The 15,278-nt window shown below is 41.0% G+C and carries 11 protein-coding genes; 9 read left to right on the top strand and 2 right to left on the bottom strand.

Annotation, left to right across the window (positions count from 1 at the left end; translation table 11 throughout):
- Positions 1–32 precede the first annotated feature (32 nt).
- From AC1D69_RS19905 to kdgT, 3 genes are all read left to right on the top strand, one after another.
- The gene (locus tag AC1D69_RS19905; protein WP_495457885.1) at positions 33–2,348 is read left to right on the top strand and encodes a helix-turn-helix domain-containing protein; all 2,316 of its coding nucleotides are present in this window, start codon (positions 33–35) and stop codon (positions 2,346–2,348) included.
- Positions 2,349–2,573: 225 nt separating this feature from the next.
- On the top strand, positions 2,574–3,524 hold the full coding sequence (locus AC1D69_RS19900) for a tripartite tricarboxylate transporter substrate binding protein (protein ID WP_495457964.1): 951 nt from the start codon (positions 2,574–2,576) through the stop codon (positions 3,522–3,524).
- 178 nt (positions 3,525–3,702) lie between these two features.
- On the top strand, positions 3,703–4,695 hold the full coding sequence (kdgT, locus tag AC1D69_RS19895) for a 2-keto-3-deoxygluconate transporter (protein ID WP_495457884.1): 993 nt from the start codon (positions 3,703–3,705) through the stop codon (positions 4,693–4,695).
- A gap of 101 nt (positions 4,696–4,796) precedes the next feature.
- Here the strand turns inward: kdgT and AC1D69_RS19890 are convergent, their stop codons facing one another.
- Together AC1D69_RS19890 and AC1D69_RS19885 are read right to left on the bottom strand one after the other, a co-directional pair.
- On the bottom strand, positions 4,797–7,742 hold the full coding sequence (locus AC1D69_RS19890; RefSeq protein ID WP_495457883.1) for a DEAD/DEAH box helicase: 2,946 nt from the start codon (positions 7,740–7,742) through the stop codon (positions 4,797–4,799).
- Positions 7,739–9,388 (bottom strand): SWIM zinc finger family protein, encoded by a 1,650-nt coding sequence (locus AC1D69_RS19885; RefSeq protein ID WP_495457882.1) that lies wholly within the window; start codon positions 9,386–9,388, stop codon positions 7,739–7,741. Before AC1D69_RS19885 ends, AC1D69_RS19890 begins: the two co-directional genes overlap by 4 nt.
- Positions 9,389–9,624: 236 nt before the next feature.
- On the opposite strand from AC1D69_RS19885, the gene AC1D69_RS19880 reads away from it, so the two are divergent.
- From AC1D69_RS19880 to AC1D69_RS19855, 6 genes are all read left to right on the top strand, one after another.
- Positions 9,625–10,071 (top strand): V4R domain-containing protein, encoded by a 447-nt coding sequence (locus AC1D69_RS19880; RefSeq protein ID WP_495457881.1) that lies wholly within the window; start codon positions 9,625–9,627, stop codon positions 10,069–10,071.
- A gap of 161 nt (positions 10,072–10,232) precedes the next feature.
- Positions 10,233–11,597, top strand: a complete 1,365-nt coding sequence (locus AC1D69_RS19875) for a transcriptional regulator (RefSeq protein ID WP_495457880.1) — start codon at positions 10,233–10,235, stop codon at positions 11,595–11,597.
- Position 11,598: 1 nt separating this feature from the next.
- On the top strand, positions 11,599–11,724 hold the full coding sequence (locus AC1D69_RS19870; protein ID WP_495457879.1) for a hypothetical protein: 126 nt from the start codon (positions 11,599–11,601) through the stop codon (positions 11,722–11,724).
- A gap of 299 nt (positions 11,725–12,023) precedes the next feature.
- Positions 12,024–13,376, top strand: a complete 1,353-nt coding sequence (locus AC1D69_RS19865) for an extracellular solute-binding protein (RefSeq protein WP_495457878.1) — start codon at positions 12,024–12,026, stop codon at positions 13,374–13,376.
- A gap of 79 nt (positions 13,377–13,455) precedes the next feature.
- Positions 13,456–14,346 carry a carbohydrate ABC transporter permease gene (locus AC1D69_RS19860; protein ID WP_495457877.1) on the top strand — a complete coding sequence of 297 codons (891 nt, stop codon included), beginning with the start codon at positions 13,456–13,458 and terminating at the stop codon, positions 14,344–14,346.
- 15 nt (positions 14,347–14,361) lie between these two features.
- Entirely contained in the window at positions 14,362–15,243 is an 882-nt protein-coding gene (locus AC1D69_RS19855; RefSeq protein ID WP_495457876.1) for a carbohydrate ABC transporter permease, read from the top strand.
- The last annotated feature ends 35 nt before the right edge of the window (positions 15,244–15,278 follow it).

Below are 15,278 nucleotides of genomic sequence, written 5' to 3'. Positions count from 1 at the left end.
GACATAAGAGATGGAAGGATGATGATACTCCCATGCTACGATACAAATTGAAATACGTGTTACAAAACAAACAAACGAGACTGATTATGATGCTTACGATCGTTATTTCGTTGTTAATTACGAGCATTGGTCTGTTTTCTTATCATGAATATAGAGAGGCACTCGATACAGAGCTGAACACACCGAATGTGGAGCTACTGCAGATTAATCAGGATGTAACGAACCGGGTATTCAGCGAATCTGATAATAAGGCAGTAGATTTGTCTTTCCACCCTGCAACCATCCAATTCATCGAGGGAGCCCCCGATAGTGCAGCAATGACGGACGAACTGATCCAATATATGAGAACCCTGGCAACAGGGTCAAATATCCATTCGATTAGTGTGATCCAATTCAAAGACCATTCTGTCCTATCGAGTGAATATGGATACGAGTCTGTGTGGCAGAATGCTCCAGATGATGCATGGAGTTCATGGATTTATGAAATTAAGGAGAAACCTCTACTTATTAAGAGAAGGTTGTATAGCGGTAATAACGCGAAACTAGAAGGTACCGAATTACTATCTTTAGCACGGCCTGTTGTTCTCAAGGGAGAGATTGTTGGTGCAGTCCTAGTTGATCTTGATTATGATTGGCTGTTCTCCCAGATGTACACGCATTTGTCGAGTTATCAATTTGTGTACAACCTGGATGGGGAGTTAATTTATCCGAAATTAAACGTACCCTTTTCACCGCCAGAAATGAAGAAAGTCCTGTCTCAAATCGACGTAAGTCCGTTTGCTCATGTGAATATAGAGGGCCAGGATTATATGGCTAATCAGACTTTTTCTAATGTGACGGGTTGGAGGATGCTTTCATTTGTTCCTATGGAGGAATTGCTAAGGAATGTAAAGATTGCACGTAATATGATGCTTTTGTTGTCGTTTATTTCTATTTTTGTAGGTTGCTCTGCGATCTACTATTATAATTTTGCAGCTTTTCGACCATTAAAGAGGATTAATAAGCTGTTAAGTTCTGAACAGACACCTGTTGGTCAGGGTAATTTATATGATTTGGAACCTGTGATTGGAAAGCTTGTTGGTGATTTCCACAGCAAATCCCTTGTAGCTGAATGGAGCTTACCTGAGCTGCGTTCTAAATTTGTGCAGGATTTAATTACACGGAGTATGGGAACCCAAGAGACACATACGAAGTGGGAGCATTATTATCAGGGTTGGGAAGAAGGACCCTTTGAAGTAATGATGGTCTCCATCGATCGATATTGGCCATGGGCCTCTTCCTATAAGGAAGAGGATCAAATGTTGCTTAAGTTCGCTATGAATAACATTATTATTGAGCATTTGGAACCCATGTGGCGAACGGTAACGACGGTACACAAGAAAGATAGTGTCATTGTTCTGTTACAACCTAAGGGATTAGGAGAGAAGTATCTGAGAGATGATGCGGATAAACTTATAGAGATGCTACATGATCTGTTAAAAATATCAGTATCCGTTGGTTTAGGTTCTACAGCATCAGATATTCTACATGTGGCAAGGTCTTATACAGAAGCCAAGCTTGCATTATCCTACCGTCTTTATGATGGATATGGACATGTTCGGGACTATTCATCTATTGAAGCTAAACATGATGAGGGTGCCCAAGTTGTGGATGATACTTGGAGTGTGGAAGTGATTCAATCTCTGAAATCATCGGATAGTCATACATCAATCCAATGGATAAGAAAATGGACAGCAGAGGTTCGGAAAAAAGCGATTCAGCCACAGAAGGTTTATCGTATGGTGGATGACCTAATCGATGAAATCCTAGCTATTGCCATTATGGGAGGACACTCCTTTCCTGCTGAGCTTGCAGATTACACGTGGCAACAAGTGGAGACGATGAATTTATCTGAAATTGAAGAGATATTATGCGGTGTAGTCATTCATCTGTCTAATGAACTCGGACAACACAGACAATCGAAGGAGTACCAACTTGTTCAGGCGATGATTCAATACATGGAGAATCAACTGCACCTTAATATTGGATTACAGGATATTGCCTCCCATGTAAATATGGGGGTGTCTTCTGTCAGTAATATTTTTAAGGAAGAGACAGGTACGACCGTATACGATTATTTAACGAATTTGAGAGTAGATAAAGCTTGCGAACTATTAAAGGATAGTAGTATGAAAATTGCCAATATTGCTCAACTTGTTGGATATCAGAATGAGAACAGCTTTATCCGTGTATTTCGGAAGAACAAATCGATTACACCAGGTAAATTTCGAGAGGCCATCAAATATGCCAAGGCATATGCAGATCAGCCAAAACCGCACCAAATCAGCGTTTCTGAAGACTCAGAGTAAGATTAAATGATTGTTGAGAATCCTCCATGTGCGGTATATTTTGTTTGAGAAATAAATCACAAAATAATGAATAGACACTTGGAGGTGTAGCAAAAGGTGAGGATAGGAGGAGGAATTATTCTCCAATTATATGCCTAACAATCGATAACTCAGGGAAGAGGGATCTCATTGAAATGGATAACTAGAAGAGGGGTTTGGATACCATCTGGATTAGCTATTGTACTCATAATTTGGATCGGATATCAGTATTCTAACAATTTCAATTCAGGCGATGCAGATGTGGACTTTCCTATAAAGCCCATTACTCTGATTGTCCCTTATGCAGCTGGAGGGGGTACAGATATAACAGCGCGGGCTATAGCCGCAGCGGCAGAAAAACACCTCAGCCAGCCGATCGTGGTTGTGAACCGCACAGGCGGTGGGGGATCTGTGGGATTGATGGAAGGTGCCAATGCCAAGGGTGATGGGTACACACTTACCTATCTACCGGTAGAATTGACAACCTTACCCCATATGGGATTGCTACCGATTACCTATGAAGCGTTCAAACCGATCGCGCAAACCAATTTTGATCCTTCCGCCATTACCGTAAGAGCCGAAGCGCCATGGCAAACCGTGAATGAATTTCTTGATTTTGCTAAAACGCATCCCGGTGAAGTGAAAATGGGGAATGCAGGAACGGGTAGTATTTGGCATTTAGCAGCCGTAACACTGGAACGGGAAACAGGTGTGGCGTTTGAACATATACCTTTTGAAGGTGGAGGGCCTGCCGTTTCTGCACTAATGAGTGGATTTGTTGATGCAGTACCTGTAAGTCCTGCCGAAGTAAAGAAGTATGTGGAGGAAGGAAAGCTACGAACGCTTGCGATTACAGCGGATCAACCTTCGGAGGCGTTGCCTGGTGTTCCTACGTTAGAGGAACAGACGGGTCTTCACGTAAACTTTACAGGAACATGGAGAGGGCTTGCTGTGCCTAAAGAAACCCCCGATGAGATTGCAGAACAGCTTGCCATTGCCTTTATTAAAGGAACTGAAGATGTAGAGTTTAGACAATACATGAAGTTAAATGGACTTGGGTTACTTGTCAAAGACGGCGCAGGTTTTACTCAACAAATGAAAGAAAGTCATGATTTATTCGGGAAGATCATTCCGGAGCTAGGTTTGAGTCGTCATTGAGTTGATCTCGCAAGTGAAATGAAAGCGCACACATAATATGATTTCTTAGGAGAATCCATTCTATTTTTTAAAATGACATCTTCTGAGGTTAGTTCAGTGCGCCCTTATTTAGGAAGAATATTGAATATTTGATTAAAAAAACAATATTTCAACTTCACAAGAAGGGTATGAAAATAATATGAAAATTAAAAAAGTAATAGATAAGATTCCTGGAGGCATGATGTTGGTTCCTTTGTTCTTAGGAGCCTTAATTCACACTTTCACACCTAATGCAGGCACCTATTTCGGTGGATTTACAAACGGGCTAATGACGGGTACTGTACCGATTCTAGCTGTCTGGTTCTTCTGCATGGGAGCTGCTATTGATGTAAGAGCTACAGGAAGCGTACTGCGTAAATCGGGTACTCTGGTATTAACCAAAATTGCTGTAGCTTGGGTCGTAGCGATGATCGCGATACAGTTCCTACCGGAAGGTGGAGTTCAGACTGGTTTCTTTGCCGGATTATCTGTTCTTGCCATCGTTTCCGCAATGGATATGACTAACGGTGGATTGTATGCCTCCATTATGCAGCAGTATGGTACAAAAGAAGAGTCAGGTGCCTTTGTTCTAATGTCGCTTGAATCGGGTCCACTAGTGACTATGTTAATCTTAGGAAGTACGGGTTTAGCTGTGTTTGAACCACATACATTCGTAGGAGCAGTGCTTCCTTTCTTAGTTGGTTTTATTCTAGGTAACTTGGATCATGACCTTCGTTCTTATTTTGGAAAGGCTACACAGGCACTCATTCCATTCTTTGGTTTTGCACTAGGTTGTTCTATTGATTTAGGTGTTATTCTAGATACTGGATTGCTAGGAATCTTATTGGGCTTAGTAGTTATCGTTATTACAGGTATTCCGTTGATTCTGGCTGATAAGTTCGTCGGTGGTGGAAATGGTACGGCTGGTATTGCCGCATCGAGTACGGCTGGAGCAGCCGTGGCCAATCCTATGTTGATTGCAAACATGAAGCCGGAATTCTTACCCGCTGCTGAAGCAGCTACCGCATTAGTGGCTGCATCTATTATCGTAACCTCGATTCTGGTTCCGATACTGACAGCATATTATTCGGGGTATATGAAGAAAAGGAAAGCAGCCAGTGAGGTTCATCCCGTACAGGAAGTTACGTTATAATCCTTAGAATGATTTAAAAAATAGACAAAAGGGACACCGATGTAGGGTGTCCCCTTTTGTTGATATATGACGATCCGAGGAAGGCGAGTCAACTACAAGGTTTAACTCGTCCAGTCCCGTCGTAAGGTAAAGAGATCTTGTAACTCGTCTGTCGATAACTCGGTAATCCAACCTTCGGTACTTGAAATCACGTTATCGCTAAGTTGCTGTTTGTTCTCTAGCATTTCATCGATACGTTCTTCTAATGTGCCCAGGGAGATGAACTTGTGTACCTGTACATCTTTGGTCTGACCCATACGGTAAGCTCGATCTGTAGCCTGATTCTCAACCGCAGGATTCCACCAGCGGTCGAAGTGAAAGACATGATTGGCGGCTGTAAGGTTGAGACCTACCCCCCCTGCCTTGATCGAAAGAATGAATACAGAGGGTTGTTCCGCAGGTGATAGGGTATGTGATTGAAATTGGTCAATCATACGGTCACGTGCGGTTTTGGACGTACTGCCATTCAAGTAAAGTACAGGCTCCTGAAGTTCTTGTTCGAGTACCCTTTGCAGGATTTGACCCATGCCAATGTACTGCGTAAAAATAAGGCATCTCTCGCCATCTTCTCTTAGTTCCTTCACCATAGCAAGAAGCCGCTCCAATTTTGCGGATCTGTTGATCCATGTGTCGCTATCCGTTACGCCATCAATACTTGTAGATGCCTCTGGAATAGCTTCCTTCGTTAGAAGCATCGGATGGTCACAGAGCTGTTTAAGATGAGTTAACGTAGCTAGAATAGCTCCTTTACGCTCAATACCCTCAAGCTTCTGCATGCGTTCCATGAGGTTAGTGACGGTATGATCATAAAGGGCACCTTGCTCAGCCGTAAGATGAATATATGTTTTTATCTCGTTCTTATCAGGTAAATCAAGCTGAATAGCGGGATCCTTCTTTTTACGGCGAAGCATAAAGGGCTTAACTAGCTTCTGTAAATCGATCGTACGTTGTTCATTATGCTCCTTCTCAATGGCATTAATGAACCGATTATTAAAGGCACGCGAACTACCTAAATATCCCGGGTTAATGAAATCGTAGAGAGACCAAAGTTCAGAGAGGCGATTCTCAATAGGTGTTCCAGTTAGTGCAATTCGATGTCTGGCCGGGAAACTCCGGACCGCAGTGGATTGCTTCGTCTGGGCATTCTTAATATTCTGTGCTTCGTCTAAACAAATAGATGCCCAAGTGAATTCTTTAAGCAGCTCTTGATCAAGAGTTGCCGTAGCATAGGATGTTAGAATGATATCTGCTTGAAGAGCCTCTTTCAGAAAGGACTCACTATTATAACGGTTTGATCCATAATGGAGCATAACTTTCAAAGTTGGAGCAAAGCGAGCCAATTCTTTCTGCCAGTTGCCAAGAACCGAAGTAGGGCAAATCAAGAGAGAAGGGAACCACGGATCTGTATTCACAGTAGTTTCTTTCAGATGTAATAGATAGGCAATGAATTGCACTGTTTTACCTAGTCCCATGTCATCTGCTAGACAAGCTCCGAGTCCACAACGTCTCAAAAAGGCTAACCAAGCAAATCCATCTTGTTGGTAGGAACGTAAGTCTGCTTGAAGATCCTTGGGTACAGCAAGTGTTGGCCATTCTGTCTGTTGTCTAAGTTGACTCATGATCTTCATGAGATGTTCATTCAGCTCAACTTCCAACTCAATACGCTCTGAACCCTTCTGTTGTTGATCCGCTGAGTCGGTATCAGGTTCATCACTGTTACCCAATAGATGAAGTTGAAGGATATCTTGAAATGTCAGTCCTTGCTCTTTGTCCACACCTGCCATTGCTTGGCGAATCTGTGCTAGTAACGCTGGATCAAGTGGAATCCATTGTCCTCTAAATCGGACTAGTCGTTCATTGCGGGCAACTAGCTCAGCAAATTCACTCTCCGTGAGATGAGACTCGCCAATCGCAATACGCCAATCGAAGTTAACAAGAGAGTCCAGTCCAAATAGTGAGCCACCGGTACTACCTTCACTGGAGCGTACCTTAGCTCGGAGCTTCGGTTTCTTTCGACTCGCTGCTTCCCACCAAGCGGGAAGCAGTACTTGCCAGCCAGCTTCAAGCAGACGGTGACTGTCTGACGTCAAGAATTCCCAAGCAGCGGAATCCGTCAAAGGACTGCTTAATATATCTTCATTACTGTGGGTGAATCGCTCCTTAGGAAGTGTTGCGCGTAAACGTTCTAACCAGCTAGCAGACCGCTCACGTATATGATTCGACCATGCCTCTGGCCATAATCCAGAGGTATAGCCATCGTCGGAAAGCTTAATAGGTATAAGTACCGTTGGATCAAGCTTATCTTGCAGAACAAGTTGAATGTGCCAAGTTGGTTCATCATCCATAGGTTCTAGTAGTTGGAGAAGCGGTCGAAATGGAGCCGTGTCTGCTTTCCAGCCGAGAGTAATAAGCCATGATTGCTCATCTAGACCCGTTGCAGTCATTCCGTTGTTCGTAAAGAGTATTGGATATTCCCTTCTTAGATCTGATGCTGACGCTTCAGTTCCGTAGTAACGTTGGAATACCGTAGCTGAGAAGGCAGAACGTAAACCCTCAATAAGATCGGAATCGAACCCTATTTGTTCTATAAGTTCTCTATCTTGCGAATCCAATACGACTTGATCCCAGCTCCATTTCAATTTACCGGCTTGGAAAGCTGAGTAACTAGGGATAAATTTCTTCTCATCTATATAAGTGGCCAATCTAGGCACGAGTTGAATCCATTGTGCGACATCTTCACTCCATGCCCATTCAATATGTGCAAGAAACTTTTGCTCTGCAAAGAATGGAATGACTTGCTCAGAAGGTAGAACTACAAGTTCGATATCTTGAACCATTTGAACCTCTAATTCCGTACCATAAAAGGACTCTTCATGCCACGCGAATAAACGGTGTTTCAAGTGTTGCCCTGATACGTAATTATACGTATTGGTAGAGCCATAGATAAGGGCATCGCCATAAGCGGTTAAGGTGATGTGAAGAGTGACGGTCTCTGTATATTGACTCATGGGATCAGCTTTCCTTTCCTAAGCTCCTCTTGGAGTGCGCGTAGTCGGCTATAGCGATTGCTAAATGAGGTTATAAATACTTCCCAGCGCGCCTCTTGCTTCAATTTCTTATATAGCTTCGACAGGCGTTTTAGTAATTTTACTGCTTGTTTATAGCTATCTCTATTTTTCTGAACAATATATCTCTCGACAGACTGATGATAGAAGGGGAGCATTAATTCAGGAGCATTCTTCTCAATGGGCTGAAATACGCTCACACGATAGTCCATAGGTTCTTTACCTGTACTTAATTGATAGTCCATCCATTGCTGCCACTTACCGTGGATCAGTAACTTTTCCTCATAGATCTTCTCGGAATAAGGTAGCATGCGAACAAGCGTTGACCACATGGATGTCTCAGCTTCGGGAAGTTGTTGAATCGTCTTCTCCCAGTAGATCCAATAATCGTTCAGGTTATTATTCCGGTGGGTGCTGAATAGGGGGCCAATTTCAATCAACCAATCCTGCAATCGTGACCATTGTTCCGTTCTATATAGATAATTTAAGAAAGGAAGCACATGATCGGGGTGAACGATGAATGCCGTATCTGCCGCTTTTAACTGGCTCCATGCCTGCTGATCTTCGGAGAGATAGAAGTGCATCCAACTCTGAGATAACATCCATGGAAGTCGTGAAAGTGAGCTCCCGAGTTCCTTCTCTGCTAATTGTAATTGTTGTAATTCTTCCAAGTACATCTCTTGGTCGTTAAGGTTGGGAACAATCCAATTCAACCAGAACTGAATATAGACATCTAGGAAATAATTCAGATTCTTAGGCTCTGTCAGCATGATGGTACGTAAATGTGTTAACGTCTCAGCAATATGGTGCCGTTGTTCAGGCTCGGTATGCAGCGGGAATTCTTTTGTAAAACTACACATAACTGCTTGTTGAATATCATCGGCCGCAACTTGTGTCTGAAAACCCATATAGAAATTAGTGTGTTGCCCATGTTGTGATGGCTTCACTATTTTTGTGAGTACAAATAGATGAGCATGAAATGTAAATAGTAGCTCTAATATCGGTGAAAGCTGAGGACGCATGCTATTAATAGATGCCAAAGCACTCTGAGCGTATTGAGCATTGGGAATGTTCTTTCCTAATGGTGCAATACATTGTTCAAATAAATCATACCATTCGGGTATGGGCAATGTAGATAGAAGACGTGCTTGTCCCTTTAATTTAGCGGAGGCTTCCGCTTGTCTTTCTGCTGTCTGAACGGCTGAGCGATTAGACGTGCTATGTGGAGACGCATGCTTTGCAACTTGATTGAACATAGCTGCTGAATGTGCATTCACGAGTGAATGAACGGATCGCTCATGTAGGTTGGCATATTCAAGCAGAGTAGCAATCATGTGCTTACAGTTAGCTGGAACGGGGCAATTGCAATGGTTCCCCGAAAAGGAATCTAGATTGATGTGAACGGAGTAATTCTCAGTACCTTTGACAACGGCCTCAATCTGTCCGGTTACAGGTATCGTTAACTGATGTACACGGCCCTGTTTGAAATACTGGAATCCGCGTTTTATGGTAAGGTCATTGAAATATTCTGCGACATTCTGAATAAGCATATGCCATTGCATATCATCCATAATATAGGTTGGTTTCATGATATATGAGTCTCCTGAGAGAGTATAGTCTTGAGTATAATCTAATCAATCATATCACTTAATTGAAATCATTTGTTGTAGGGGATTCCTTTTGATCAAGTCTAGACATAAGGAATTGTTTAAATGATATAGTATTTCATGTGACTAAAATCACAAGTCGGATTATGTGCGAGCTTATAATCAACATATCGAGAATCCATCATAAGACGGTTGAATTACAACAGGGGGCGAGTTCATTGGATCATTTTACATTTTCAGATATGAAGCAAATAAAGCGAGAGAAATTAGGAGACGTAGTACCGTTAGAGTTATTCAGAACGATCAGATTAATTGGTTTATATCAGGGGTTACCTATGAATGGTAAAAGCACGACGTTAACCATAGGAAGAAAGATTGGGGAAGAGTTAGGTGTTACTACCGTAGATGAACTATTTGAGTTATTTGAACATTTAAAAATAGGGATTCCTAAGATAATAAGGGAAGATGAGAAGTCGATGACTGTAGTCGTATATGATTGCTTCTGTGAAGGGTTACCGATCATGGAAGGCAAAATGGTATGTGATATGGAAGGAGCAATTATGGAAGGGGCTCTTTCTCAAATTCGGGGTAAACGCGTCTCCGTTCGGGAAGTAAAGTGTAATGTTCATGGGGATGAGTATTGTGAATATGAAGTAAGGTATTGATTGTTAAATATTATAGGACAAGACAGTGAGCTGTGGTTATGACCATGGGTTGCTGTTTTTTTTCAAAAGTTTTGTTTATTGACCATCGTATGAATTACATATATAATTCAATAATAGAAATTTATGGATTTTAATATGCGACATATGATGGGGTGATCTAGTTGATATCAACCACCACGATCCGTTCAGAAATAGAAGATTACATAAGAAGAAATGAAATGAATTTACAAGGGTTATCATTTGCAGCTGGTATGAACAAGGGAATATTAAGTGCCATTATCAATCGTAATCCACCTAAGCCTATTGCTGTAAAACAACTGGATCTTATTACAGCGGGAATGGAGCTTCCAGAGGGAGCGTTATATGATCTATATGTGGATGAGTGTTTCGTTACGAATGCACCTAATTGGAGAAGGTTAAGACCTTTCTTGCAACGATGTGCAGAACTCAAAAAGTACGATTGTATGGAGAGCATCTTAAATCGTCTTACGGAAGACCTCTCATATCTTCCAGGCATATTTGACACAGCAGAATTACTCTATCATCAAGGTTTACATAAAGCAGCAGTCTTGTTGTATCAATGTGTTGCTGAAGGGGAGAGGTTACAACATTCCGAGAGGTTAGCTCTTTGTCACTTTCGATTGTTTTCTCTTTCTATTGGAGAAGATCAACAAGAGAATCTTCGCGCAGTGGTTCGATTTGAGCCTTTCATAGACCGTCTTCCAGAAGAGATTCAGCTGGATGCTTTACTTGAACTTAGTAATGTTTACTTCTCTTTAGATTATATGGACAAGGTCATTGGAATTTCCGACAAACTATTGTTTAGAGCAGATTGCCAACATACTATGAATAAGCGGAAGGTAGATCGAACGCAGAGAAAGACAAAGTATCCTGTTCTGGCATATGCAGCCTATGGACATTTGATGACGGCCGGTGCATATTGCAGATTTAAAAACTATGAAGTAGCGAATAAGTACACTTTATTATATATCAATATGGATTGGTCAGAAGAACGTGAAGAAGATGCGGTTAAGTATAGGGTTAAGTTTCAGAAGTGGGGCGAAGCGAACACATGCATTTATAGAATAAGGCAAGGAGAATGGGATGCATTGCCTCAATATGTATCATATATGAGTGAGAACGAAGAGGAGATTCTGCCAGGGCTTCTTATGATCACTGAAGCAGCGAATATATATGGTATGGATGTAGATGAGATGCTTATTCAATTTGAAGATCATATTTCCTTCTATGGTGAATCGAATCGGTTAGCTGGTGAGTACTCTCAACCATTAAGTATGGATCGTTGTCTTAAGTTTCTCATAGAATTAGCTATTTATCATCTACGCAGGCAACGGTATGAAATTGGATTAAAGTGGATATTACAAAGTTTGGAAACCTCCATTAGAATACATAGTGACACATGCTTTACTAGATGTGTTAAAGTATTCGAGCAATTCAGACATTTAGCATCAGGAGATACACAGATAGAGTATACAAATATAATATTGAAAGAAGGAGAAATGTAAAATGAAAAAGGGAATATTCGGTCTGTTAATTGTATTTATGATTGTTATTGGACTCACTCATCCAGTAGGTCCTGGAGCTGGAGGTCAGATTACACCTCTTTCCGAGCATGGTGTAGGAGGACTGTAATATTTGCACCTCAATTTACGATTTGAAATGATGGGACAAGAAGTCATTCAGATCAACACCTAGATTCGGTTAATTAGATAGGTTTAAAGAAAACACCATTTAACCAGTGAACTGCATTAGCTGGTTACACGGTGTTTTTTTACATAAGGGCTAGATTGAATGTATCGATTCTATTCTGCAGTGGTGAGGGTTAATCCAATGTATCTGTAAAAAGCAACCCTATATCCTAAATTTAACACCTCCTCAAATGTGGAAATTATCCCCATAATAAAAATATACACTTATAAGGGGTGAATAAAATGGCAAATGTATCAAAAGTATGTAGTCTGGTTCTTGCAGCAACAATGGTATTTGGTTTAGCTGCTTGTGGAAACGGTTCCAAAGACAATAAAGGTAATACTGCAAGTAATGAGACGGATAAGACACCGGAGAAGGTCGTTGAAAAGGTTGTAGAAAAGGATATCAAGATTACATTCCAGAACATCTACCCGGATACGACTGATCCTAAGAATCAACTGATGAAGAAGCTCGTGACGCAATACGAAACAGAACATCCAAACATCAAGATCGAACTTGATTCACTTAATACAGATCAACAGAAATTGAAATTAAAGACACAGGCAGCATCGAAAGAGGTTCCTGACATTACGATCGTGAACCCTGCTGCTCAAATGCAACCTTTTGTTGATGCCGGTTTATTTGCACCATTGAATGATATGTTGGATCAAAATGGCTTGAAGGATACGTTCCAAGAAGGACTTTTAGATTGGTATAGCTTTGATAACAACATATATGCTCTTCCAGATGGTAATAACATCGGTGTCGTCTACTATAATAGAGAACTTTTTGATAAAGCTGGCGTAGAAGTGCCAACGACGTTTGAAGATATGTTAAAAGTCGTAGCAACGCTCAAAGAAAAAGGAATTACACCGATCGCTATCGGTGAAAAAGATTCTTGGACAGGGTCCTTTTTGTTCATGAATATGTTGCTTCGCACAAACGGACCAGGATTCTTACAAGATGTTGTAGATAAGAAGAAGACCTTCGATGATCCCGCATTTAAAGAAGCAGTCGATTCATTCGAGAGTTTAGTTGCAGCTGGCGCATTCCAGGATGGTGCAACTTCCTTTGATTATAATGCTGGGGAGAACCTATTTAAAACAGGTAAATCAGCAATGTACTACATGGGAACATGGGCAACAGGTGGTATTGAAACATCCTCTGTGAATGGAAAAGTAGGTGTATTCAAATTCCCTACAATCGCTGGTAAAGGTGATCCGAATGAGTTCATGTTAGCACCGGGTAGTGCATTTGCAATTTCTGCGGATAGCGAGCACTTGCAAGAAACAAAAGATTTCTTGAATTGGTTCATGTTGAACTTCCCTAAAGAAGCATTTATAGCTAAGGGAGCAGTTGGGATTGGTCAGATCGTAGATGGAGACTTTAAGGCGGCTGGTTATTCCGATATGGCGATGGAAGTACTGAGTCTATTTAAAGAAGTAAAAGGTGGAGACTTGGCGTTTGATAACACCATGAATCCAGGTACAGCACAAGTTCATTTAAATAGTATTCAAAACTTGTTTGTGCAGAAAGTAGATTCGGCTGCAGTAGCGAAAGAACACCAAGCAGCGTTTGAAGCTAATAATAAATAGTTAAACTAACTCATTTATGAAGGGAACACTTGCTGTTCCCTTTATATCTATCTTAATAGTCAGAAGGAGGGAATACGGTGTGAACGTTCTCAAGGTATCTCGTCTTACCATTACAGCGTTTGTATTACCTTGCTTGCTTATATATTTCGGAATTGTATTCATCCCTATTGTCGTATCGTTATATAGTGGCTTATTAGATTGGAACGGGATAGGGGAATCAACATTTATAGGATTGGACAATTTTAAAAATTTATTTTTCCATGATCCTATTTTTTGGCCGTCTGTAAAGAGGACATTTATGTTTTCTGTTTTTTCAATGGCAGAGATTCCACTTGCATTGTTTATAGCGATCTTGCTTCGAAGATTTGTTCGTAAACCGAATTTTTTAGTTTCAAGTTACTTTTTACCTGTTATTCTATCTGTGGTTATCATCGGGCAGTTATGGAAAACCATATACAACCCTGCATCTATGGGGGGGATGTTGAATCAGGTTTTGATCACTGTTGGGTTGGAATCCTGGTCAAGATCTTGGTTAACCGAACCCGCAGTAGCAATGTATTCTTTATACTTTGTGGCTTTGTGGCAGTACTTGGGCTATCATACACTCATTCAATTTACAGGGATATCGAATGTTCCAACTGAAATTTACGAAGCAGCCCGAATCGACGGGGCCGAAGGATTTAAGGCTGATCGTTACATTACATTTCCTATGATTATCCCCATTTTTAAAATTTCCATTGTGTTAGCATTTATTGGGTCACTGCAGGCCTTCGATATGGTCATGGTCATGACGGGCGGAGGCCCTGCTAATACAACGGATGTGATTTCTACACACATGTATAATATGTCGTTCAAGTCTATGCAGTATGGCTATGGTAGCTCGATTGCTTCATTTCTAGTTGCTGTGTGTCTAATTGCCACGGTCGTTATTAATGTTATTTTTAATAAAATAGAGAAACGATTCACGTAAAGGAGGAAAATCGATATGAATACATCACAGGTCACGACTTTACGACATGTAAAGACCGAACCCAAGCGCAGACGATTTTCTTTGACGAAGGGAATCGTTCTTCTGTTCTTGTCTGTGTTAGTTGTGACACAAGTCTATCCTTTGTTGTGGTTATTCTTGTACTCATTCAAAACAAATGAGGAGATACTCTCTGGGAGCTTCTTCTCACTACCGCAATCTCCGCAATGGAGCAATTACGTCTCTGCATTTTCAGGCGGGGATTACTTTCGGTATTTATGGAACAGTGTCTTTGTTACAACGTTAACGATGACGTGTGTCATTATATTGAGCTCTCTAACTGCTTTTGCGATAAGCCGTTTCCGCTGGCGGTATGGGCAATTGGTGCTATTACTATTTCTTATCGGAATGATGATTCCAATGCAAGCGACGTTATTACCATTAATGATTATCTTTAAGAATATGCACATTTTGAATACACATCTATCTATTATTTTTCCGTATATCGCATTCTCCATGCCGATTGCTATATTTATTCTTAATGGGTTTATGAAGTCAATTCCGGGCGAGATTGAAGAGTCGGCAATCATGGACGGGGCTAGTATAATTCGTGTATATTGGAATATTATGTTACCCATTTCGATTCCACCTATTATGACAGTGTGTATTCTAACGTTTATTAACATTTGGAATGAATATATTATGGCATCCATATTTATTTCTTCAAATAGCTTGAAGACACTACCTTTTGGTGTAAATAGTTTTGTCGGACAGTATTCCGTGAATTATGGAGCTATTGGGGCATTTTTAGTATTAGGTGCACTTCCCGTGATCATTATCTATTTCTTATTAGCAGACAAGATTACACAGGGTATGGTAGCTGGAGCTGTTAAAGGTTAATCATGATAAAGTCGGTATTATGATAAAATGAGAAG

The organism is Paenibacillus sp. Y301, from assembly GCF_059445505.1.
This window is presented reverse-complemented; position numbering and strand designations above follow the sequence as displayed.